21 protein-coding genes and 1 tRNA gene are annotated in these 23,899 nt (G+C 36.7%); 20 read left to right on the forward strand and 2 right to left on the reverse strand.

The window, feature by feature from the left end; genetic code table 11:
* Nucleotides 1–233: 233 nt before the first annotated feature.
* Nucleotides 234–686 (reverse strand): transposase, encoded by a 453-nt coding sequence (locus tag J5X91_RS09755; RefSeq protein WP_089367699.1) that lies wholly within the window; start codon nt 684–686, stop codon nt 234–236.
* Between the two features lie 225 nt (nt 687–911).
* Between J5X91_RS09755 and J5X91_RS09760 the strand changes: the two genes are divergently transcribed.
* Nucleotides 912–1,586, forward strand: coding sequence for a tRNA-uridine aminocarboxypropyltransferase (locus J5X91_RS09760; protein ID WP_192532463.1), 675 nt, complete (start codon nt 912–914; stop codon nt 1,584–1,586).
* A gap of 295 nt (nt 1,587–1,881) precedes the next feature.
* On the opposite strand, the gene J5X91_RS09765 is transcribed toward J5X91_RS09760, so the two are convergent.
* A tRNA-His gene (locus J5X91_RS09765) sits at nt 1,882–1,957 on the reverse strand.
* Nucleotides 1,958–2,219: 262 nt separating this feature from the next.
* Between J5X91_RS09765 and J5X91_RS09770 the strand changes: the two genes are divergently transcribed.
* The 19 genes from J5X91_RS09770 to wecB all read left to right on the forward strand — a co-directional run bounded on the left by J5X91_RS09770 (nt 2,220) and on the right by wecB (nt 23,898).
* A complete protein-coding gene (locus J5X91_RS09770) occupies nt 2,220–3,038 on the forward strand; it encodes a mechanosensitive ion channel domain-containing protein (RefSeq protein WP_208834525.1) in 819 nt (272 codons plus the stop codon).
* 32 nt (nt 3,039–3,070) lie between these two features.
* Nucleotides 3,071–3,853 carry a DUF481 domain-containing protein gene (locus J5X91_RS09775; RefSeq protein ID WP_089367703.1) on the forward strand — a complete coding sequence of 261 codons (783 nt, stop codon included), beginning with the start codon at nt 3,071–3,073 and terminating at the stop codon, nt 3,851–3,853.
* Nucleotides 3,854–3,976: 123 nt separating this feature from the next.
* Nucleotides 3,977–6,646 carry an SLBB domain-containing protein gene (locus tag J5X91_RS09780; RefSeq protein WP_208834526.1) on the forward strand — a complete coding sequence of 890 codons (2,670 nt, stop codon included), beginning with the start codon at nt 3,977–3,979 and terminating at the stop codon, nt 6,644–6,646.
* 11 nt (nt 6,647–6,657) lie between these two features.
* Nucleotides 6,658–7,596 carry a Wzz/FepE/Etk N-terminal domain-containing protein gene (locus tag J5X91_RS09785; protein ID WP_197108433.1) on the forward strand — a complete coding sequence of 313 codons (939 nt, stop codon included), beginning with the start codon at nt 6,658–6,660 and terminating at the stop codon, nt 7,594–7,596.
* Nucleotides 7,597–7,609: 13 nt separating this feature from the next.
* The gene (locus J5X91_RS09790) at nt 7,610–8,617 is read left to right on the forward strand and encodes a sugar transferase (RefSeq protein ID WP_197108435.1); all 1,008 of its coding nucleotides are present in this window, start codon (nt 7,610–7,612) and stop codon (nt 8,615–8,617) included.
* The gene (locus tag J5X91_RS09795) at nt 8,617–9,432 is read left to right on the forward strand and encodes a glycosyltransferase (protein WP_197108437.1); all 816 of its coding nucleotides are present in this window, start codon (nt 8,617–8,619) and stop codon (nt 9,430–9,432) included. The genes J5X91_RS09790 and J5X91_RS09795 overlap by 1 nt, the downstream gene beginning before the upstream one ends.
* Before the next feature lie 9 nt (nt 9,433–9,441).
* Nucleotides 9,442–9,912 carry a glycerol-3-phosphate cytidylyltransferase gene (tagD, locus tag J5X91_RS09800; protein ID WP_197108438.1) on the forward strand — a complete coding sequence of 157 codons (471 nt, stop codon included), beginning with the start codon at nt 9,442–9,444 and terminating at the stop codon, nt 9,910–9,912.
* Between the two features lie 3 nt (nt 9,913–9,915).
* Nucleotides 9,916–11,163 carry an oligosaccharide flippase family protein gene (locus tag J5X91_RS09805; RefSeq protein ID WP_197108439.1) on the forward strand — a complete coding sequence of 416 codons (1,248 nt, stop codon included), beginning with the start codon at nt 9,916–9,918 and terminating at the stop codon, nt 11,161–11,163.
* Complete coding sequence (locus J5X91_RS09810) at nt 11,147–11,893, forward strand: hypothetical protein (RefSeq protein WP_208834527.1); 747 nt, start codon at nt 11,147–11,149, stop codon at nt 11,891–11,893. Before J5X91_RS09805 ends, J5X91_RS09810 begins: the two co-directional genes overlap by 17 nt.
* 185 nt (nt 11,894–12,078) lie before the next feature.
* Complete coding sequence (locus J5X91_RS09815) at nt 12,079–13,125, forward strand: EpsG family protein (RefSeq protein ID WP_197108441.1); 1,047 nt, start codon at nt 12,079–12,081, stop codon at nt 13,123–13,125.
* Nucleotides 13,118–14,221, forward strand: coding sequence for a hypothetical protein (locus J5X91_RS09820; protein ID WP_208834528.1), 1,104 nt, complete (start codon nt 13,118–13,120; stop codon nt 14,219–14,221). Before J5X91_RS09815 ends, J5X91_RS09820 begins: the two co-directional genes overlap by 8 nt.
* A complete protein-coding gene (locus J5X91_RS09825; RefSeq protein WP_208834529.1) occupies nt 14,222–15,088 on the forward strand; it encodes a beta-1,6-N-acetylglucosaminyltransferase in 867 nt (288 codons plus the stop codon).
* A gap of 272 nt (nt 15,089–15,360) precedes the next feature.
* Nucleotides 15,361–15,528: a hypothetical protein gene (locus J5X91_RS09830; RefSeq protein WP_197108445.1), complete on the forward strand. Its 168-nt coding sequence runs from the start codon at nt 15,361–15,363 to the stop codon at nt 15,526–15,528.
* A gap of 469 nt (nt 15,529–15,997) precedes the next feature.
* Nucleotides 15,998–17,113: a polysaccharide export protein gene (locus J5X91_RS09835; protein ID WP_197108447.1), complete on the forward strand. Its 1,116-nt coding sequence runs from the start codon at nt 15,998–16,000 to the stop codon at nt 17,111–17,113.
* A gap of 12 nt (nt 17,114–17,125) precedes the next feature.
* Nucleotides 17,126–17,560, forward strand: coding sequence for a low molecular weight protein-tyrosine-phosphatase (locus J5X91_RS09840; protein ID WP_197108449.1), 435 nt, complete (start codon nt 17,126–17,128; stop codon nt 17,558–17,560).
* A gap of 15 nt (nt 17,561–17,575) precedes the next feature.
* Nucleotides 17,576–19,810 (forward strand): polysaccharide biosynthesis tyrosine autokinase, encoded by a 2,235-nt coding sequence (locus J5X91_RS09845; protein ID WP_208834539.1) that lies wholly within the window; start codon nt 17,576–17,578, stop codon nt 19,808–19,810.
* 766 nt (nt 19,811–20,576) lie between these two features.
* Complete coding sequence (locus tag J5X91_RS09850; protein WP_208834542.1) at nt 20,577–21,614, forward strand: polysaccharide biosynthesis protein; 1,038 nt, start codon at nt 20,577–20,579, stop codon at nt 21,612–21,614.
* Nucleotides 21,614–22,723, forward strand: coding sequence for an NAD-dependent epimerase/dehydratase family protein (locus J5X91_RS09855; protein WP_208834546.1), 1,110 nt, complete (start codon nt 21,614–21,616; stop codon nt 22,721–22,723). Before J5X91_RS09850 ends, J5X91_RS09855 begins: the two co-directional genes overlap by 1 nt.
* A gap of 44 nt (nt 22,724–22,767) precedes the next feature.
* Complete coding sequence (gene wecB, locus J5X91_RS09860; protein ID WP_208834548.1) at nt 22,768–23,898, forward strand: UDP-N-acetylglucosamine 2-epimerase (non-hydrolyzing); 1,131 nt, start codon at nt 22,768–22,770, stop codon at nt 23,896–23,898.
* Nucleotide 23,899 lies beyond the last annotated feature (1 nt).

Genomic DNA, 23,899 nt, shown 5'->3' on the forward strand with positions numbered 1-23,899 from the left:
GTATTAGGTATTAGGTATTAGGTATTAGGTATTAGGTATTAGGTATTAGGTATTAGGTTTCAGGCAGAGATCAAACCAAGCTCAGTGTTTAGGCCGTCCGTAGGCGGGGCTTTATGCCGCGCTGGCTAATTAAAAAACATTGCGCGAGGTAAACTCCCGCCTACGGGGTTGGGTGTTTGTTGTAGGCGGGGCTTTATGCCGCGCTGGTTAAAATTAAAAAACATTGCGCGAGTTCAAGTAATATAAATACAATCCCAATGAGGATAAAAAGCAACACTCTTAACTAAAGATGCTCTAAGGGGATTTGCTACTATATAACGAGCACAATTAGTTAAGTCGCTTTCATCCCTAATTAAATGGTCATAAAAATCAGGTTGCCACAGCTTTTGTATTAAAAATTGCTCCCTTGCTTGTTTTGTACAGCGACCTTTGAATGTACGAATCAAGCAGCTAAGAGAAGAGCTCATTTTTAATTGAAATAACCAATGTATATGATCGGGCATAAACACAAAGGCAATCGTTTTAGATGCGTCTTGTTCCTCCAGAATTCTCATTTCATTTATTAATAATCTATTTAAATAAAGATCAGTAAATAAGCATTGTCTGTCATATGTAACTAGAGTTACGTTGTAATAGTGATTAGCTAAAGATACACGCCCTTTACGAAGTAGCTGTGATTTTTTCATTTAAAATAATCATTAGAAAAGTCATAATTTAAAAGTAGCAGTAATTTTTAAATTTGCCTAAGGTAAAGCTTTACGCCGCGCTTGTTTAAGGTTCAAAAAACATTGCGCGAGGTAAACTCCCGCCTATAGGGTTGTATCACCTTGTTAATACCTAAAGCCCTCACATATCTATTTTCATCAAATATAGCTACAATGCGCGCCTAATTTATTTAAGGTAAACCCCCAGTGAAAAATGCCGTTTTAGCATTACGTGCCCAACAAATAAGCGAATCGCGCCGTGAGTTTAACGCTCGAGGCGCTAAAATGACACGTTGCCAGCAATGCCTACTTGCAGAGCTTTACTGTATTTGTGAAGGGGTTGTACAAGCCGATTGCGACGCCGCTGTGTGTTTACTTATGTATCATAATGAAAGCTTTAAACCTTCAAATACTGGGCGTTTAATTGCCGAAATAGTACCTGAAAACTATGCATTTAGATGGGATAGAACCGATCCCGATGCCAAACTTTTAGCATTAATAAACGATCCGCAATATCAACCTATGGTTGTATTTCCTGCTGAAGATGTGGAGCCGGGCAGAGCCGTAACTGAAGTAAATATAACAGCCGGTAAAAAACCGCTATTTATATTTCTAGACGGCACCTGGCGCGAAGCTAAAAAAATGATCCGCAAAAGTCCGTATTTAGATAATCTTCCGGTATTGTCGATCACTGCCGACAAACTCTCAGACTACCGCCTTCGCGTTGCTCCCCATGCGCATCAACTTGGCACCGCAGAAGTGGCCATTATGGTGTTAGCGTTAGCGGGAGAGAAGGATGCAGCCTCTAAATTAGAACAGCATTTTATAAAATTCCGCGACGCGTACTTATTAGGTAAACGCAATAAAGGCAGGCCAGAGTAAAAGGGCTGGTTTTAGGCAGAGATTAAACCAAAATCGGTGTTTAAGTTGCTCGTAGGCGGGGCTTTATGCCGCGCTTGCTAAAATTTGCGCGAGGTAAACTCCCGCTTACGGGGTGTGTTTGTTGTAGGCGTGGCTTTATGTCGCGGTTATTAAGATAAAAAAGCGTAAGGTAAATCTACTACTACTACAAGCTAGGTATTTTAAGCTTATTTAATGTGGGTTTTAAAAATATAAAAACTGAATAAACAACTTAAAGGATTAATACTTTTTTGATTTTTCTTGAGGAAAGAAAAATTGGGGCGATTGACGGGGCTTGAACCCGCGACAACCGGAATCACAATCCGGGGCTCTACCAACTGAGCTACAACCGCCACAACACACCTTGGTTGGTGTGAGGCGCATAATACATAAAGTATTAAAAGTTGTGAAGCAAAAAAGTGAAAAAAATTAAAAAAAGAGCGAAATAGCATGTTTAGTGTGTGTTTTGCACGAAAAGCAGTCAAGTTAACTAATGTTTTAATAAGTAACTGGATTAAAACTTATTTATGCAAACCCATTATCTAATGAATCCAAAATGTAAATAATATATAATTTGCCGATAAAATCAGATGAACGACTTTCAGGGACCACAAAATGGAATCGGTACTCAATTGGCTTAATGAAAACTCAGGCCTAATTTTACACTATGGAATACAAGCGGTAATAGCGCTGGTTATCTTTTTATTAGGTGGGCGAATTGCAAAATTTTGTGCAAACTTAACCGAAAAAGCATTCGACAAAAAGAAAGTAGACAAAGCAGTAGGCTCTTTTGTTTCTAGTATTGTATTTGCCATAGTATTTATGGCGACCGTTTTAATGGCGCTGTCGCAAATAGGGATCGAAACAACCTCATTTATTGCTATTTTAGGTGCTGCTGGTTTAGCTGTAGGTTTAGCACTACAAGGCTCGCTTTCTAACTTTGCATCAGGCGTGCTGATTATTTTACTACGCCCTTTTAAATCGGGTGACTACGTAGAGGCAGGTAATAAAGCCGGCACTATTAAAAAAATCGAAATATTTTCAACAGAGCTGCGCACCCCAGATAACAAAGTTATCATAATGCCAAATTCAAAAATCATGTCAGATGCAATCGTTAATTACTCACGAGAGTCAACACGCCGTATAGATTTAGTAATTCGTGTAGATTACGATGCCGATTTACGCAAAGCGAAAGAAGTGCTTAAATCAATACTCGATAGCGAGTCACGCATTTTAAAAGATCCGGCTTATAACGTATCAGTATCTGAGCTTGCTGAATCAAGCGTAAACTTTATAGTTCGCCCGTGGGTTGAGTCAGCCGATTATTGGCCTACGTACTGGAGTTTACTCGAAGAAATTAAAATTATATTTGATGAGCAAGGGATCAATATTCCAGCTCCTCAGGTGGATGTACATTTACGCAAACAAGATTAATTTACTTACAGCTATACAAAGGTTATTTTTAAATGAAACTAAAGCTTTTATCAATTTTAGTTGCAGCAACAGCAGCAACTAACGCATTTGCAGACGACGCTGAGCAAAAAACCTGGGAAGTTACCAGTGAGCTAGGCGCTATTATTACCAGCGGTAACACCGAAACCACCACACTTAAAGGTGGTATTAAGGTATTGCATCATCTAGAACGTTGGAATAATGAGTACAAAATCGACGGTATTTATAAAGAAGACGAAGTAGAAAACGACGATGGTACAAAAGACAAACAGCGTACTAACGAAAAATACGCTATTTCTGCACAAGGCAATTACAAATTAAATGAAAAACACTCGCACCTATTCATTTATGGTTCACACGTTTCAGACTATTTTGGTGCCTATAGAAGTGAGTCGGTAGTTTCTGCTGGTTATGGTTTACGTTTATTAAACGAAAAAACCATGTGGTTAAGTGCCGAAATTGGTCCTGGTTATAAGTACTTTAAGTATCCAGATGTAAGCACAGAAGTTGATGAAAATGGTAATTCACTTGCTGGTGAATACGAAGGCGAAATTATTGCCTTAGGTAAATTAGATTACAACTGGAAGATTTCTGATAACGCTCGTTTTACGCAATTAGTAACAGTAGAGTATGGTGACACCAACACCAAAACACGCTCAGAAACTGCACTACTTGCTAAAATAAATGGTTCATTACAAATGAAGGTTGCTTACAATATTATTAACAACTCAGATGTTGCTGATGACAAAGAAAGCACCGATACAGAGACCTCATTAACATTGGTTTACAGTTTTTAACTGATTTAACAAAATACAGTGTTTTAGTAACAATAAAAGGGGCTTAAGCCCCTTTTTTATTGCTTTGATTATAATGTACAATGGCGGCCATTTTTGGTTGTAGACCTAGGGAAATACCTACTCGTGAACGTTTTTAAATATTTTATAGCTGTTTTTATTTTAGCGTGCGGTTTTGGTGCTTTAGCATTCACACCAACTAATGCACAAATAGAGCAGTTTAAAAAATTACCAAAATCTCAACAAGAAGCCCTAGCTAAGCAATATGGTGTAGACCTTTCCTCAATTGGTAATATAAGTCAATCAAATGAAACAGCTGCTACAGAACAAAGTACAGTTATAAATCAGCGCGCAGAAGAGCGCAAAGAACCTCTTACTGACGAAGAAAGATTTCAACCAGAGATAGAACCAGTGAAACCATTTGGTTATGAGCTATTTGCGGGTGAGCCAACTACATTCATGCCAAATGAAAGTGCTGCAGTGCCCGACACCTACTTAATAGGGCGTGGCGATCAGTTACTTATTAACTTTTATGGTAAAGAAAGCGATAGCTTTGAAGTAATAGTCGACCGCGAGGGTCGTATTAACATACCCGATTTAAGCCCTGTGCAGGTAGCAGGTTTAACCTTTGCTGAGGTTAAAGAGTTAATTAAAGTTAAAGTAGAGCAAGAAATAATTGGCGTTAAAGCCTTTGTGTCACTTGGGCAGCTACGTAGTATGCGCATTATGGTATTAGGCGAAGCCTATAAACCGGGTAGCTATAGTGTATCGTCGTTGACTACCGTATCTCATGCATTATTTGTAAGTGGCGGCGTGTCAGATATTGCTTCACTGCGTAACATTCAAGTAAAGCGCGCAGGTAAGGTAATTACTAACTTTGATATGTATGACTTACTTATAAATGGCGATAGCAGTAACGATATAATCCTAAAACCTGGTGATGTAGTATTTATTCCAACTGTTGGTGAGCAAGTCGCTGTTGAAGGCTTGGTTAAACGCCCTGCTATTTTTGAACTTAAAAATGGCGAAACAGCAAAACACTTGCTCACAATGGCTGGCGGCTTAAAACCAAGTGCCTATGCTAAAAATGTAATAGTGGAGCGTTTTAGTCACGACCGTAAAAAGGTTTTATCAGTTGACTTTACACGTACTAAAATAAATTACATCCCTCAAGATGGAGATCGTATTCGCTTTGATTCTATCAGTTCACAGTATAAAAACTCCATTAGCTTAATTGGTGCAGTCGCACGTCCTGGAAATTATCAATGGCGCCAAGGGAAGCATATTTCAGATGTATTAAAATCTATACGTGGCGATTTGCTACCGCAGGCTGATTTAAGTTATGGCTTAGTTGTACGCGAAACGAATATAAATGGTGATATAGAAATTCACCAATTTGATATCGCTCAAGCCATAGTTAAAAATAAAAAAAATGATTTAGCTCTTTCAGTAAACGATAAAATTATCGTGTTTAGTCGCTTTGAAGATAAAAAAGCTGAGAAACAAGCACTCGAGGACATGGCATTAAGTCAAGAACAGCAAGAACAACAGCTAAAAGTATCGCAATGGCATAAATATCAGCAAAATGAGTTCGAAAAATATATAGGCTTAAATTCAGCCAACGAAAAAAAAGAGTTAGATAATAAAGAACAATCACAAACAATCGGCGAAATTAAAAAGCATAAGGCTGAGCAAAAACTTGAGGCTGAAGACTACGCACTATATAGCCGCTATAACTTATTAGCGCCTATTGTTTCTAAATTAAAACAGCAAGCTTCAGTGCAACAAGCTATGCAATTAGTTGAAGTAAATGGCAATGTTGCATATCCAGGTGTTTATCCATTATCAGTAGGTGGACAAGTCAAAGATTTGATTACTGCTTCAGGCGGATTACTTGAATCGGCTTATACAAAAGAAGCAGAAATTACACGTATAGTTTCAGGTGACGCCTCACAGGTGAAGCATTTAAGATTTGATTTGCAAGCAGCAATGCTTGGTGACGAAGTAATAGACACAGCTTTGCAAAGTAAAGATAGCCTAAATGTTTTTGCCATTCCTAACTGGCAAGAAAATGTAAAAGTAACCCTTAAAGGCGAGCTTAAGTTTCCAGGCACTTATACTATTCGCCGAGGCGAAACATTAACCAATTTATTAGAGCGAGCAGGTGGATTCTCTAAGTTTGCAGAGCAACAAGCAGCTATATTCACTCGCCAGTCAATTAAAAAGCAAGAGCAACAACAGTTAGCGCGCTTATCTACTGAACTACGCCGAGATATAGCCTCTAGGAGCTTTCAGAGCTCTGTTAGCAGTAACTCTCTATCGTATCAAGATATGGATAGCTTACTAAAAGATCTCGCAAGTGTAGAAGCTGTAGGTCGTTTAGTTATCGATTTGCCGCTAATAGTGAATAACCAGCAAAATTTAGTGTTACAAGATGGCGACATATTGTATGTCCCTAGTAAGCGCGACTCTATAAGTGTGATTGGTGAAGTTAACTATTCAACTTCTCATTTGTATAAAGCAGGTATAAGTGTTGATGAATATATTAATCTTAGTGGTGGCTTAAAGGAGCGCGCTGCAGATGATCGTATTTATATAATTAAAGCTAATGGCTCAGTTAAAATTCCTAATACAGGTAACTGGTTTGCAATTAACAATTCAGATCAACTTCAGCCAGGCGATACTATAGTAGTACCAATGGACGCTGGTCACTTAGATAAGCTAACGCTGTGGAGCACTGCAACACAAATTCTTTATCAACTTGGCGTAGCTGTTGCTGCTGTTAGTAGCCTTTAGGAAATAATGATATGAGTGGTCAAAGCCCAAATGAGTATTACGATTCGCTATGTCAGGCTGAAGTGTCGATAAAAGACGTAATTTCTGTTATCTGGAAAAATAAATTTATCATCGCCATAGTGAGCGTAGTATGCGCAGTAGCTTTTGGTATTTATATTTATAATCAGCCAAATATATATAAATCAGAGGTATTAACAGTTACTGCAAAACAAAATCAACAGTCAGGCTTGGGTGATTTAGCCGGTAAATTAGGTGGTTTTGCTAGTTTAGCTGGTATAAGTCTGCCACAAGAGTCAGATAATACCGAAATAATATTAGTAACATTAAAATCGAAAAAGTTTGTAATGGAGCTAATCGAAAAGCACAATTTATATCCAGAGTTGATAGCTGCAACCAATTGGTTACCACAGCAAAATAAGCTTGTTTACGATCCGAAAATGTATAAAGAGCAAACAAACGAATGGATACGTGAGGTTAGTTTTCCGGTACAACAAAAACCATCGGGACAAGAAGCTTACGAAAAGTTTATGGATGTTTTCTCCGTGTCTAAAAAATCAGAAAGTAGCACTATTTTACTTTCTGTTGAGCATTTATCTGCAGTGCGAGCTAAGCAATGGTTAGATATTATTATTAATGACTTAAATGAAGTAATGCGCGCGACAGATGTAGATGAAGCCGAAAAAAACATTGCTTATTTAAAGGTATTGCTTAATAAACCAGAATACGTAGCACTTAGAGAAGTTTTATATGGCCTATTGGAAGAACAAGTTAAAACAATAATGCTCTCTAAGGTACGTGACAACTACGCATTAAAAGTTATTGACCCTGCTTTAGTACCCGAAATGAAAGACAAACCACGTAGATTATTGTTTGTTTTAGTAGGTGGTTTACTCGGTTCATTATTGAGTATTTTCGTGGTGTTAACGCGTTATTTTTATAAAAACTCCTAAGGATTAAGTGTTAATGTATTATCAAAAACAGCTTGATGATGTGCTCGAAGGGAGTGAGCAATTTATTAGTGACTTAAAGCCGGCTAGAGTTCGTCACCGCTTTAAATCCAAAAAAGAAGCTTTAAAGCAAGACACAATATATGTGTACTGCCCCGAAGTGAAAATTGCTGCAATTAAAAAAGCAGTAGAAAACTACTCTTTTAAAGTAGTCATTAATGACTATTCAGTAAAAAACTTTACTAAAAAAGTCATTTGTCATTTTCAAAGCGGCCTTTTAACTAAAAAACAAAGACAGTTTTTAATACTAGCAACTGAATACGGCGCATGGGTAGAGCCATTAGTGAGTTATTTAGATCAACGCTTGCATTATACAGAGGTTAGCCTTATTCATAGCAGTTACTTTTTGCATGAAAAAGCATTTTCAATACTTTCAACTAAGCGCACTCAAATAGTAAAGCGTATTATAGATTTTGTTTCAGCCTTATTGCTGCTTGTTATTGCATTACCAATAGGGTTGTTAACAGCACTTCTTATTAAGTTAGAAAGTAAAGGGCCTGTTTTTTATTTGCAAAAAAGGGTGGGCCGCTATAATCAAGAGTTTAAGGTTATTAAGTTTCGCTCCATGTGTCAAGACGCCGAAAAAAACGGCGCTCAATGGGCATCACAAGGCGACTGTCGAATAACGCAAGTTGGTAAATTTATTCGAAAAACACGTATCGACGAACTTCCTCAATTATTTAATGTATTAAAGGGAGAAATGTCTATTGTTGGTCCTAGACCAGAAAGAGAAGTGTTTATCAGTAAATTAGAAAAAACAATACCTTACTACCGTTTCCGTCATGCAGTTAGGCCGGGGGTAACCGGGTTGGCACAGGTAAGCTACCCTTATGGTGCATCTGTAGAGGACGCTGTTTGGAAACATAAATACGATCTCCATTATATTAAGCACCATTCTTTATTAACTGATCTTGGTATTTTATTTAAAACAGTTAAAGTTGTTATATTAGGTATGGGGCAATAATGTCAAAACCATTATTTTCTGCCCTTGCATCTGTGTATATAAAAGAACGCGCAGAGTATTTAGACGCTGCATTAAAGAGCTTATATATACAAACGTGCCCAGCTACTGAGGTTGTTTTGGTGCACGATGGAGTGCTTTCCCAAGAACTCTATGAGTGTATTAATAAATGGCAAAAAAAGCTCCCTATTGTTGAGGTAAAGCTGCCACAAAATAAAGGCTTAGGCTGTGCACTTAACGAAGGTCTAAAACACTGTAGTTACGAGTTAGTAGCGCGCTTTGACACCGATGACATAAATCATCCAGAGCGATTTGAGCAACAATTAAATGCTTTTACAAGCGATCCTGATCTCGTGTTGTTATCAGCTGATGTTGAAGAGTTTAATTATCAAATTGGCGACATCAACTCTTTAAGAATACTTCCGCATACTAACAACGAAATAAAAAAACAGGCTAGAAGCCGTAACCCGTTTAACCATATGGCAATTATGTTTAAAAAGTCTAATGTACTGTATGTGGGCGGGTATAAGCATTTGCACTTCTTAGAAGATTATTACTTATGGCTCAGATTATTAGCCCAAAACTATAAAGCGCAAAATTTAGCATGTGTATTAGTAAGTGCGCGAATAGGCAATGGTATGCACGCGCGCCGACGCGGTATAAGCTACTTAAAAAGCGAAATACAATTATACAAAATAAAAAAAGCGCTAAAAATCACAGGCTATATAGATGGGTTAGTTTTTCTTTGTTTACGCGGAGCAAGCCGGTTAATGCCTGTAGGTATGCTACGCGGTGTTTATAAGTTATTACGTAATTAAGGATATGCAATGAAGACAGTATTAACCTATGGCACATTCGATCTTTTCCATAAAGGGCATGTAAGGCTTTTAAAGCGATTAAGTGAGTTAGGCGATCGCTTAATCGTGGGGATATCGTCAGATGAATTTAACGAACTTAAAGGAAAGAAGTCGTTTTTTTCGTTTGCAGAGCGTAAAGAAATTTTAGAAGCCTGTAAATATGTTGATCTTGTTATTGCCGAAAATAATTGGGAGCAGAAGCAGGAAGATATAGAAAAATACCAAGTCGATATTTTTGGTATGGGATCAGACTGGTATGGAAAGTTTGATCACCTTTCAGAGTTTTGCCAAGTAGTATATCTCGAGCGAACTCAAGATATATCGACTACAGAAGTAAAAAAAAGTATCTCGATGATAGACGATGAGCAACTTAAAATGATGCAAGACTCGCTAAACACAGCAATGGAAGTGCTTACAGCTTTACGCGGTAGTACACAATAGCGAATGAGCCGACTTACCTTATTTAAAAATACCAGCGCAATGATGCTAGTACAGGGGGTAAATTTATTAGCCCCTTTTTTAGTTTTTCCTATTATAAGTCGTATGTTAAGTATTGACGATTTTGGTTTGGTTATTCTAGTTTTTACTATAACGTCGCTTTGTTATGTCATTACTGATTTTGGTTTTAATTTATCTGCTAGTTATAAAATTGCTAATAATAATCAAAATAAGCCGGTAATTTGTGAAATCTTAAGCAGTGCATTTGCTATTAAAAGTATCATTTTACTAATTATACTATGTGCATTTTTAATGGTTTGGTATATAAAATACACAGCTATAGTTAGTCTAGAATTGCTATTGTGGACCTTTTTAGCTATTGCGGCGCAAGCATTTCAGCCAATGTGGTTTTTTCAGGGCATAGAGAAAATGGCACGTATAACACTATTTAGTTTTATATCTAAAGGGTTATATGCATTGTGTATAGTGATTTTTATAAATAATAACAGCTCGCCCGAAGAAGTAATTAAATACTTTGCAATTGCTAATGTTATTGGTGCAATTTGTGCGGTTTATAGCATTTATCACGAAGGCTATAAACTGCATAAAATCACCTTTAAAATAATTATAAATGACACGTTAGATGGATTTAGCTTCTTTGTTTCTAGAGTCGCCGTAGCCAGCTACAATTACACCAATACCTTACTGTTAGGTGCACTTACAAATAATCAACAGGTCGCACTATATGGTGCAGGTGAAAAAATATTTTATACCATACAGACACTCAGCTCACCTTTTTCTCTAGCGTTATACCCATATCTATCTAAGCAAAATAATTACAAATTATTTTACACTGTGGTAAGTAGCTTAGCAGTGCTAGGGTGTTTTTTTATAGCGTTAATATGGCCATATAGTAAAACTATTTTAACGGTTGTTTTTGGTGAGCAATTTGCCCAAGCTGAGCTGATCTTGCAACTGTTTTTGATTGCCGGTGGAGTGAGTGTTATTTCATCACTATTTGGTTACCCAGCGTTCGCTATGCTAAAAATACCTAAAAAAGTAAATGTTACTGTATGGGCTGGTTTAGTAATGCAGTGTATAGGTATTTTATATTTGTTTTTAACTAATGATATTACCGCCGTAAATTTAGTTAAAATGGTGATCTTGGTAGAATCTTGCGTATTAACTTCAAGAATTTTATTGTTTTTTTATTATAAAAATCAACTACGAGTTATAAATGATCAACTTAATTAAAAAAGTATATTACAAAGTCCCATATTTATTCGAAATGAAAAATGCGATTCAAAAGCGGTTTTGTAAAAACAGCGCTTTAGTTGATATGAGCGAAGTCGCTCCAAAAGTATTTGCGTTAGTGCAATCAATAGATCCAAATATACAGCCATTTTTTGGTACCTTACTGGCCCTGCATCGCGAAGGTAAAGTGGGTATGGCAGACGACTTTGACTTTGCAGTAACACAACAAGATAAGTTGTCGATGCAGCTTATAGAAGAGTTTGAGCAGCGAGGGGCAAAATTAATTGCGTTTTCAATGGTCAAAAACGGGACGCAGTTAGTTGAACTTTCATTTGAATACCTTAATGCTAAAGTAGATGTGTTTTATCTACAAAAAAACACAAGTGATGTAGTGCACAGCTGTCCCAATTTTAGAAAGAGCAAACCGCAAATGATACAGCAAGATGAGCTAGCTATTCACTTGTTCCCTAGTCATTTTGAAGTGAGTTACCCGCCATTCACAACTGAGTTAAATAACAGTACTGGCTTGTATCAGCATAGTAACCCAGCATCTATGTTCGAAAAACATTACGCAAGCGATTGGATGGTACCTAAACAAAGTAACTTTATTGACTTTTCAAACTACCGTTTTATCAAGCAAAATGCGTTTTCGGCCTATGGCTCTAGTAAGGCAATAAAAGCAGTATTAAACACTTACTTTACTAATAATAAATTAAATGTCGGTAATTAAAAGTGACCATTAATGACGAGCAAGTAAAAGAGACTCATTTTAGGCTTTTTTGCTGGAGTGTTTTTGCTGTTTTTTTTATTTTTGTGCCGAGCTTAATTATAGCGCCAATAATCTTGTTTTTATTAGCACCAATTAAAATTAAAAAATCTGATATTAGTTTTATTTGTGTATATTTAGGTCTGTTTATGGCTGTGCTTGGCTCTGCCTACGAAAGAACTAATAATACTGGTGATATCTCTAAATACATAATATCTTTCGATATGCTTAATACCGACGGGCTTTTTTTATTTAGCAAAGATAATCTTTATGTGTTTTTTTACCCTAGCTGGTACATGTTAAACGCCATTGTTAAAGATCTAGGACTGCCATTTAAGTACGTTACTTTTAGCTGTATTTTTATTGCCTATATATGTAGCTATTTAGCAGCAAAAAACTTAATGAGTAAACGTAAGGATGCGCTATTAGTTATAGTGTTTTTATCGTTATTTTTTTCAATCCCTATTATATTTTCGTCCTACAGGACTTTTACCGCATTAAGCTGTCTTTTTTTAGGGCTAGTTTACTTGCAAAAAAATAAAGGGAGCGGCTTTGCTCTTATTTTATTAGGTGTTGGGTTTCATCCTATTACTATTGTACCTTTAGCAATATATGTAATATCCAAATATTTAACCCCTGCTAAGGGATGGTTAGTTATATCGTTAACTGTGGGAGTATTTATAAAGCCATTGTTAATAGGTGTATCTGGCATGTTGTTAAACATTCCCTTTTTAGGCGGGAAGGTGGAAAGCTATATAAATGGTGAGTGGGCAAATTATCGTTTTCATGAGGCGGGTGAATACCTAACGTTTTTACAGCTAATTATATTTGCAGTCACTTTAGTTTATGTTTTATTTAGCGGAAACAAGTTTAGCTATAAAATATTATTTAAATCTCGCTTATTAAAATTTTCATTTTTTTATTTTTGTTTTGTAATTATGTTCTTTTCATTCAGAACAATATTTGTGCGCTTGCTACTGTCGGGAGTCGTGTTTTTAATTCCTATAATTTATTACGCACTAAAGCAGCATAGCCTCGCTAAAAAAGCGTTAATTTCTTTATTGCTAATATTATGTTTAGACACCAGAACATTCATGTTTTTTAGTTACGACAGTTACAAAGTTGGGGCGGGCTTTCCACAAAATATAGTAGAACCACACTTTATAAACCTAATATTTAAGAGTAAATATGACTAAAAAAGCATTAATAATAAGTGGTATTTTTTGGCACGACACTTGGCAGCGTCATCAAAATATTGCAACGGCTTTAATAGAGCAAGGTTATAATATTGATTTTGTCGCAGGAGTAAAGTCGTCGGGACTTACGCTTTATAAATGCATTAATGTACTGAAAAGCAAGCTGGCCTCAAGTCAACATGTTAACGCGCATTCAACTCTAAATAACAAGCCAAAACAGCTCAATGAAATTAGCGCGTTTAACTTACCCTATGAAGGGGAGTTAACAAGTCGCGCAGTACGCAAAATAACACCTAAGCTGAATAACGATTACGACATAATTATTTGTTACATACCAGCACCATTGTCATTAAAAATAATAGCGGCTGTAAACTATAAAACACTCATATACGACTGTGTTCGTAATTTTGCGCAGTGGCCTGGTATTGCACCTGCTGTTTTATCATCAGAACAAAAGCTAATCACTATAGCTAATCAAATATGGGTTGATTCGTTTTATTTGTTTAACCAGCTAAATACTAAGCACAATAAAGTAGCGCAAATATTACCTACAATAAATAAAGAGTTGCAGGTAAAAAAACAATCAAAAGCCAAAATACAAAAGCTTGCTTTTTTTGGCAGTGTTTCATCGCATTTCGATACGGCTGTGCTTAATACCTGTAAAAAGCTCGGTATAGAGTTATATATATGGGGGAAAGACGAACTGCAGCTTAGTCAGCAATATAGTTTTGTTCATTACCAAGGCTACGAGTCAAATGAATCTCGCTTACTAAATAGTATAATAACTAATACCGACGGTATAATTATTCCTTATAAAGGTTGCATGGATGGCGTAATACCCGCCAAAATAATGCAGTCATTATCAACCTACTTACCTGTGTTTATATCGTCATTTTATGATTCACAACAACTAACAGATTATTTATATTGCTATCGAAATCAGCAAGATCTGGAACTGCAATTAGCAAGCTTTAACTTTGTTGAACATAATAAAAAAAGTGCAGCAATCAAAGTATTTGTAGCAAGTAACACTCAAGAAGCGCTTAAAAACAAACTACATACACTCATTAATAACGAACACGAACTAGGAAGCTAAGTGAAAACCACGACTGAATCACGCTTACTTTATTTAATTCAATGTCACAAAAATGCAGAGCAGGTTATTTTGCTTATAGAGTCGTTATCTATAACTAATAAAGATCACGTAGTGGTTAATATTGATGCAAAAAGTATTGATGTAAAAGCGCGATTAGTTCAGTATTTTTCCAATACTGCCAATGTAAGTGTAATGCTAAACAGTATTAATGTTATATGGTCAGATCTATCCCAAGTCAAAGCAACTATAAATATGTTGCAGTTCGCTAAAACACAAAACCTAATATATGACTTTGCTATTTTATTAAGTGGTGAGGACGTATTTATAAAAAGTAGCAAGCAGCTTAAGCAATTTTTATCACAAGAAAATAGCTCGTTTATTGAGCTGGTGAAAAGTAACATACAAAAACAGCGTGTTTTTCGCTATCACTTTTTTAGACGAAGCGCTAACAATCGAAAGTCATGGTTTAAATTTATTAGCAAGCTAATCCTACTTTTGCAAAGCCTACTACCAAAGCGTAGTAACTTTAGTTGCGATCAAATATATAAAGGCTCAAGTTGGGTTATATTAAAAAACACCCACGTAGATTACGTATTAGAGCAAGTCGGTAACCACGCATTTTTGGATAAATTTAAATTTACCACCTGTGCCGATGAGCACTTTTTTCAAATCGCGCTTTTTAACTCAGTATATAAAAAAGAAATTAAACCGTTTAACCTTCATTATATAAAATTCGATGTGCACTCGAGCAGTCCAAACTACCTTGATATGCACACCGTCAATAGCTTAAAAGAGCACCCAGACTACTATTTCGCCCGCAAAATAACACAACAAGTAGCAGTAATGAAAAGTAAAGCCAGTGGGTAAAAGTGCAAGCTAGCTTTCTGGTATCAAAGGCGATGTCTCAGTAAATATTTGGGTTAAGTTCGGTAGCAATGGCTAACCTAGATATTTTTGAACAGTATTTATTTAATTTGATAAAGCACGAGATAAATTTACATTTTGAGCTTGGCATCTTTTTATTTTATGATTTCTAACTCACTTTATAAACACCTCAAACAACCATTTACATACGGGTTACATTAGGTATAATGCCGCCTCATTTAGTTTTATATTGTGTTGTTTGCAATTGATTAAATGTGCAGATAGCTACGGAAAGCCAGTATTTATTATTAGTAAACCTCGAAATTAATCGTGAGTATCCCGTAATAAATAAAAATACACTTCTCCAAAGCCAGTCACAAAAATCAATTCTCAGTGCTGTAACGCAAGGTAAAAGCGACGAGCCAAAACAAAAAATACAATAACCTTTATGCAATTTGTAATTGTAGTTTTAATCTCACTTATAAATATCAAAATTTAAGCTGCATCAGTACGTAGGAACTGCAACCTAGGGGCGGAAGCGTGCCCGAAGGGCTAGACAAGCAAATGGTTTTGCTTTCAAGCTGGAGCGAGAGGAGCTCTGCGACGAACTGGAACGTGAAGCGAGTCTGAAGAGCTATATAAATAAAGTTTTTCCTCTAAGCTGGAGCGAGAGGAGCTCTGCGACGAACTGGAACGTGAAGCGAGTCTGAAGAGCTATATAAATAAAATTTTTCCTCTAAGCTGGGGCAAGCGTTACTGATATGGCAGAAGGTAGTAAGTTCAAGGCTATATAACCTTGAGTCTAGAACCTATCTTTTTTTTTATATCCATGCTTTAATTACTGCGCAAAATAAGTACCCATCGAGTGTGATGGACAATTATAATATTTAAAAAACACTGGGATTCTGCACAATGGCGTTACGCTGTAAATCACTCATTACCTCTTTCGCATTTTTAGCAATGACAGGCTGTACAATAATACCTGGCAGCCATTACGAAGGCATTGAATCAAACGAGAAAACACAAAATTTAGAGCAAGAGCTCGAAAAAGTTAATATTCAACTAATTGATTCGGCGCTAATTACCCAACAAAAAAAAGCACGCGCAGCAGCAAAACCAATCTCTAGTTTAGTGGGGGTTAACACCCGCGATTATCAATATAAATTAGGTGTGGGCGATGTAGTAACAGTAGGTGTTTGGGATCATCCCGAACTTACTATACCGGCAGGCACACAACGTACAGCTGAGTTCGACGGCTTTAAAGTGCAAGAAGACGGCACGGTAACTTACGCTTATGCATCTAATATACCAGCAGCAGGGCATACAATCAGCGAACTGCGTAAAGATTTAGTAACTCGTTTAGCCCGTGTGATAGAAAACCCTCAAGTAGACGTGAAAATAGTAAGTTTTAAAAGTCAAAAAGCGTATGTAACGGGTGAAGTAAAACAGCCTGGTGTATACCCAGTTACCGATACCCCACTTACCTTAATTGATGCTATTAACCAAGCGGGTGGCTTAACCGAAGCAGCTGATTGGCGCACGGTTACTTTTACACGTGGCGATAAAACAGAAGTAATAAAGCTAGAAGACTTTTACGCTAATGGCGATATTTCTCAAAATCGGTTACTTCAACATGGCGATATAGTGCATGTTAACCGTAACGATAAACAAAAAGTATTTGTATTAGGTGATGTTAATAAAGCAGGTTCAGTAAAGCTTAATCGTTATGGCTTAAACTTGGCCGAAGCATTGAGTGACTCAGGCGGCTTGAACGAAGGCACTGCTGACGCAAACGGTATATTTGTCCTGCGTAAAAGTAATGTAGAGCAAACTGGAGTAATTGCTGATGTATACCAATTGCATGCTAAAAACATAGCAGCATTGGTGCTGGCTGAGCAGTTTGAATTACAACCGCACGATATTGTATATGTAACATCAGCACCCCTGGCACGTTGGAACCGCGTAATAAGCTTATTATTACCATCAATTGCTACCGTAGACAGTGTTGACGATATAACTGCTAACTAAGGATTTATTAAGATGTTTGATTCTGTATTAGTGGTGTGCGCCGGCAATATTTGTCGCAGTCCAACGGGTGAATATCTATTAAAAGCTAAGCTTGAAGGCAAAAATATAACAGTGTCTTCAGCTGGCTTAACTGCACTCGAAGGCAAGTCAGCTGATGCTACTGCAAAAAAAATAGCCCAAGCACACGGTATTAATATGGACCCACACCAAGGGCGCCAACTTACTTCGCAACTAATTGCACAGAACAGTGTTATTTTAGTCATGGAGCAGCGTCATTTAAATGATTTACATAGTCAATACCCAGAGGCACGTGGTAAAACATTTTTATTAGGTAAATGGATTGATAACACTGAGATTCCCGATCCGTACCGTCAAAGCCAAGAGGCATTTGAGCACGTATACACATTAATCGACAGCGCTTGTAGCGCTTGGCAAAAGTATTTATAAGGAATGGCTAATTTAATGAATACCCAGCCTAATAGCAGCACACCCAAGCAGACAAATAGTTCAGCTTCACAGTCACAAGAAATAGATTTAATGGCATTGTTAGGTGCTTTAATCGACCGTAAATATTTTATAATTGCATTAACAGCACTATTTATGTTTGTGGGTGTTGTTTATGCGGTTTTAAGTCAGCCGGTTTACCAAGCAACAGCGATGCTCCAAGTTGAAAGCAGTGGTAGTTCAGTGCCTGGTTTAGACGATATGGGCGGTATGTTTGAAAGCACCTCTGCAGCGGTAACCGAAATAGAACTCCTTAAATCACGTAGTATTATAGGCGAAGCTGTAGACGCTTTAAATTTAGATATAACAGTAGAGCCTAAATTATTCCCATATATTGGTAACCGTGCATTTCGTACATTTACGCCTATGCAAGAAAATGATTTAGCTGAGCCAAGTTTTGGTGCAAGTTCATATGCATGGGGTGGCGAAAGCATTAATGTATTTAGGTTCGATGTACCGCGCAACGCAATTAACCAAACATATACTTTAATAGCGCAAGAAAATAATGGCATTGCATTATTAAATGGCGATGACGAGCAAATATTAGCGGGTAAAGTCGGTGAAGAGCTAACTAATGGTAAGTTTAGCTTAACAATACGCAGCTTAAATGCTCGTCCAGGCACAGAGTTTTTATTGAGTCGTAAAGATCGTCTTAACACAATTTTAGACCTACAAACGGCTATTGGTGCAAGCGAGAAAGGAAAAGATTCAGGAATAATTGATTTAAGCCTACAAAGCACTAAACCAAATTACGCCGAAACTGTGCTTAATAAAGTCGCAGCTATATATGTACGCCGTAATGTAGAGCGTAGTAGTGCAGAAGCACAAAAGTCGCTTGAGTTTTTAGAGGTGCAGCTCCCTGAAATTAAAAAGCAATTAGAGCATGCAGAGCAGCGCTTTAACGACTATCAAATAAAACGCCAAACTATAAATATAACGCTAGAAACCCAAGGCATATTAGAGCAAGTGGTACTGCTAGAAACAAAGCTACAAGAGCTTGAGCTTAAACGTTTAGAAGTGGGTCGTAAATTTAAAAAAGACCATCCAACATATCAGGGCATTATTGAGCAAATTGCAGCGGTTAATAAACAAAAGCAACAATTCATTGGCGAAGTAGGTGGCTTACCCGAAACGCAACAAGAGCTACTACGCTTAAAGCGTGATGTAGAAGTAAGTAACCAAATTTATACATTGCTACTAGGTAAAGCCCAAGAACTAGACATCGTTCGTGCTGGCACAGTAGGTAATGTACGTATAATCGATTACGCCGAGGTTAATACCAGTAAACCAGTAAAACCTAAAAAAGCGCTAATAGTAGTAATGGCAACCATGTTAGGTGGGATGCTAAGCGTCGCTATTGTATTAGTACAAAAAGCAATGCACAAAGGCATAGAAGATCCTGCTGAAATAGAAGCACTCGGTATACCTGTTTATGCGAGCGTGCCACATTCAGATCACCAAGAAAAGCTAACCGGCTTTGCAACAAGAGCACGCAAAGGTAAAATACCTAAAGCCAAAACCATATTAGCACTAGACAACCCTGCCGATTTATCAATAGAGGCACTGCGTAGCTTACGTACCAGTCTGCACTTTGCGATGATGGAAGCTAAAAATAATATTATTGCTATATCGGGTCCAAGTCCAGGCGTAGGTAAATCATTTATATCGGTTAACTTAGCGAGTATATTGGCGCAAAGCGGTAAAAAAGTACTTATAATTGATGCTGATATGCGCAAAGGCTACTTACAAACACAATTTAATATAACTGCCGAAAATGGCCTAAGTGATTATTTGTCAGGGCGTTTAAATTTAAGTGAAGTGACTCACGACACTAAAGTAACAGGCCTTGATGTTATTACTCGTGGACAAATACCGCCTAATCCGTCTGAATTACTAATGCATGCAAACTTTAGTAAATTAGTGGCAGAAGTTAGTGCTGCCTATGACATGGTGATCATAGATACCCCGCCTATCTTAGCAGTAACCGATGCAGCTATCGTAAGCGCCCATACAGGCACTACGTTACTCGTAGCGCGATATGGACAAAACCATTTACGCGAAATAGAGCTAACCCGTAACCGTTTTGAGCAAAACGGTATAGACGTAAAAGGCCTAGTATTTAATGGCGTAGTTAAAAAAGCCAGCAATGCTTATGGGTATTATAATTATGCTTACGAAAGTGATAAAAAATAGTACATTTTTCGGTGGCCTATTGGGCACTTTTAAATAAAAGTACAAAAACAAGCAATTACAATGAGATAGTCTAAATCGACTGTCTCAATTTAGAAAAAAGTGTCTCAGTGGGGGGTAATAAAGCTGAGATTCTAAATTGCTAAAATGTGCTTTGAGGTAGAACATAGATCTAAATACTCAGTAGTTGAAATTTGAAGCCTTTAGCATAGAGTTAATTACAGTAGCAAAAGTAATTTATATTTAAGAAAACTGGCTTAACGTTATAAGCTAAATATTTATTCAGATTGAGTAAGTAAGTTGAGGTAAGTGCTTAAATTAAATTGAGTATAAATAATTTAATTTATCTGATTGCAAGCATCGTAATAAGGTGTCTTTCGACGAAAATTATTTATCAAAAAATTAAAATTAATTATAAGTATAAACTAAGAAACTTTCTACAGTAATAATAGCGATAACAGTTTAGCTAATGTTTGCTAATTTGAATAAATAAAAAAGTGCGAATAGAGAGCCAAGCAGAGCAGTGGTATAATATCGAACTATAAAACAGAATTACTGACTTTTAGTTAAGTTTTCTTATTGGTTGATGCTACTTAAGAATGTGCTAGTTTATAAATCATTTTGATTACCATGGTTTCGGTAATAATAGTTCTCAAGAATGCATACTAAAGGCGGCGATTTAACTCCTCTTTTTAAGTATTATTAAAAATGAGAGAGTCAACATATAGTTTTTATATGCTATCTAATTTATTTTTAAGGTTATATTTTGATGTTTAATAACAAAAAGCTTTTGATTACAGGTGGAACTGGATCTTTTGGTAACGCTGTACTTCGTCGCTTTCTTAATAGCGATATAAAAGAAATACGTATTTTTTCACGAGATGAAAAAAAACAGGATGATATGCGTAAAGCATTTAACAATGAAAAGTTGAAATTTTATATTGGTGATGTGCGTGACCCACAAAGTATCTCTACAGCAATGCGGGGTGTTGACTACGTGTTTCATGCTGCAGCTTTAAAACAAGTGCCATCATGTGAGTTTTACCCACTAGAAGCTGTAAAAACTAATGTTCTAGGTACTGAAAATGTGCTTGAATCAGCTATATTTCACAATGTAAGTCGTGTTGTATGTTTAAGCACTGATAAAGCCGTGTACCCAATTAATGCAATGGGTATATCTAAGGCGATGATGGAAAAAGTGATTGTTGCCAAGAGCCGAAATTTAGATGGTACAAATACAGTTATCTCGAGTACTCGCTACGGTAATGTAATGGCATCTCGCGGATCTGTTATTCCTTTGTTTATTCGCCAAGTAATCGAAAACACACCAATAACGCTAACAGATCCTTCGATGACTCGTTTTATGATGACATTAGACGATGCTGTTGATTTGGTTTTACATGCTTTTGAACATGGTAGTAATGGCGATATTTTTGTTCAAAAAGCTCCAGCTGCTACTATTGAAGTATTAACACAAGCAATTCTTGAAATGATTGGCAAACCAGGGCACAAAGTTAATGTTATTGGTACCCGACATGGAGAAAAACTTTTTGAAGCATTGTGTAGTCGCGAAGAGATGTTTGTTGCACAAGATCAAGGTGAATATTACAGAGTCCCTGCAGATAATCGCGATTTAAATTATGCGCAGTATACAGAGGAAGGTGATAAAGATTTATCTGCAATCGAAGACTACAACTCCCATAACACAGAACGCTTAGATGTTCCGGGGATGAAGCAGTTATTGCGTAAACTTGACTTTATGCGTGATATTGAAGCTGGTAAATTAACAGTGCCAGAAGGTGTGTAATGAATATTTTAGTAACAGGTGCAAAAGGCTTTATTGGCCAAAACTTATGTGTTCATTTAGAAGAAGCTGGTTTTGAAAGTATTGAAACAATCACCCGCGATGATAATGATGTTAGTATTGATGCAAAGGTAAGAAATGCTGACTTTATTTATCACCTTGCAGGAATAAATAGACCTAAGAATGATGATGAATTTAAACAGGGTAATACAGATTTAACTCAAAGTATAGTTGATATACTTATTAAAAATGACTGCCGCACTCCAGTTGTACTTACATCATCAATTCAAGCTGAGTTAAATAACCCTTACGGAATCAGTAAAGCTGATGCTGAGGTTGTTATTAAAGAGTACCGAAATAAAACAGGTGCTGACACGTATATCTACCGCTTGCCTAATGTGTTTGGCAAATGGTGCAAACCTAATTATAATTCAGTTGTTGCTACATTTTGCTACAATACAATTAATAACTTGCCAATTATCGTTCACAACGCTGATGCAGAGCTTAACCTAGTATATATTGATGATGTTTGCCGTACTTTTGTGGGCTTGCTGACTACTTCTACCTCAGAGTTTAAAAATTATTATACGGTAGAGCATGTTCATAAAACCACAGTGGGTGAGGTTGTTAGCTTATTAAGTGATTTTAAACAGAGTCGTACATCACTTATAACCAACAGAGTGGGAGTAGGTTTTGAACGAGCGCTTTATTCTACTTACTTAAGTTACTTCAAGCCTGAACAATTTACTTATGACGTGCCTAGTTATACTGATGAGCGAGGGTCGTTTAGCGAAATGCTTAAGACTAAGGATTCCGGTCAGTTTTCGTTCTTTACAGCCCACCCAGGTATTACTCGTGGTGGGCATTACCACCACTCTAAAAACGAAAAATTTTTAGTATTGAAAGGTGAGGCGCATTTTAAATTTAAGCATATTGTCACAGGTGAGGAGTACGAAGTAAATACTTCTGAAACAGTTAGAACTATAGTTGAAACTGTGCCGGGTTGGAGCCACGATATTACCAATATTGGATCAGAAGAGTTATTAGTTTTGCTGTGGGCCAATGAGATATTTGATAGGGAAACCCCTGATACAGTCGCCATGCCTTTATAATATTTTAAATATCTAATTTTATAGGTTTAAACAAAGTGAGCATAATGAAGAAATTGAAGGTAATGACTGTATTGGGTACGCGCCCAGAAATAATTCGTCTTTCTCGTGTTTTAGCGAAATTAGATGAGCATTGTGAGCATATACTAGTTCATACAGGTCAAAATTATGATTTTGAGCTTAATGAAGTTTTTTTTAACGATTTAGGTGTCAGAAAACCTGACTATTTTTTAAATGCCGCTGGTAAAAATGCAGCTGGAACAATTGGCCAAGTAATAATTAAAGTAGATGAGATATTAGAAGAAGTAAAGCCTGAGGCAATGCTAATTTTAGGTGATACGAACTCTTGCATGTCGGCAATACCAGCAAAACGTCGTAAAGTTCCTATATTTCATATGGAAGCGGGTAATAGATGTTTCGATCAACGTGTGCCTGAGGAAATAAATCGTAAGATAGTCGATCATACTGCCGATATTAATCTTACTTATAGCACTATTGCGAGAGACTATTTGTTAGCTGAAGGCTTACCTGCTGACAGAATTATAAAAACAGGTAGTCCGATGTTTGAAGTGCTTAATCATTATATGCCTCATATTGATTCCTCGATTATCTTAAAGCTTTTAGAATTGGAACAGAAAGAATACTTTGTAGTAAGTGCACATAGAGAGGAAAATGTTGATTCTCCAAAGCAGTTAATTAAATTAGCTGAAACTCTTAATACTATTGCTGAATATTATAAATTACCTGTAATTGTATCTACACATCCTAGAACACGTAAACGGATTGAGGAGCAGGGGTTAAAATTTCACCCTAATATTAAATTGCTGAAGCCTTTAGGGTTCCATGATTATAATCATCTACAAAAAAATGCTAGGGCAGTGCTTTCTGATAGTGGAACAATAAACGAAGAATCGTCGATTATGAATTTTCCAGCACTTAATATTAGAGATGCGCATGAGCGACCTGAAGCAATGGAAGAAGCTTTTGTGATGATGTGTGGCTTAGATGTTTTAAAAGTGCTGCAGTGTTTATCGATATTAGAGCAACAGTCTAGAGGAGAAAATAGACTATTAAGGGAGGTGGCTGATTATTGTATGCCAAATGTTTCAGATAAAATAGTTCGTCTTTTGTATTCTTATACGGATTATGTGAATCGAAAAGTTTGGAAAAAATATTAGA

Origin of the sequence: Pseudoalteromonas sp. K222D (genome assembly GCF_017653575.1) — a bacterium.
Classification (GTDB): domain Bacteria; phylum Pseudomonadota; class Gammaproteobacteria; order Enterobacterales; family Alteromonadaceae; genus Pseudoalteromonas; species Pseudoalteromonas nigrifaciens.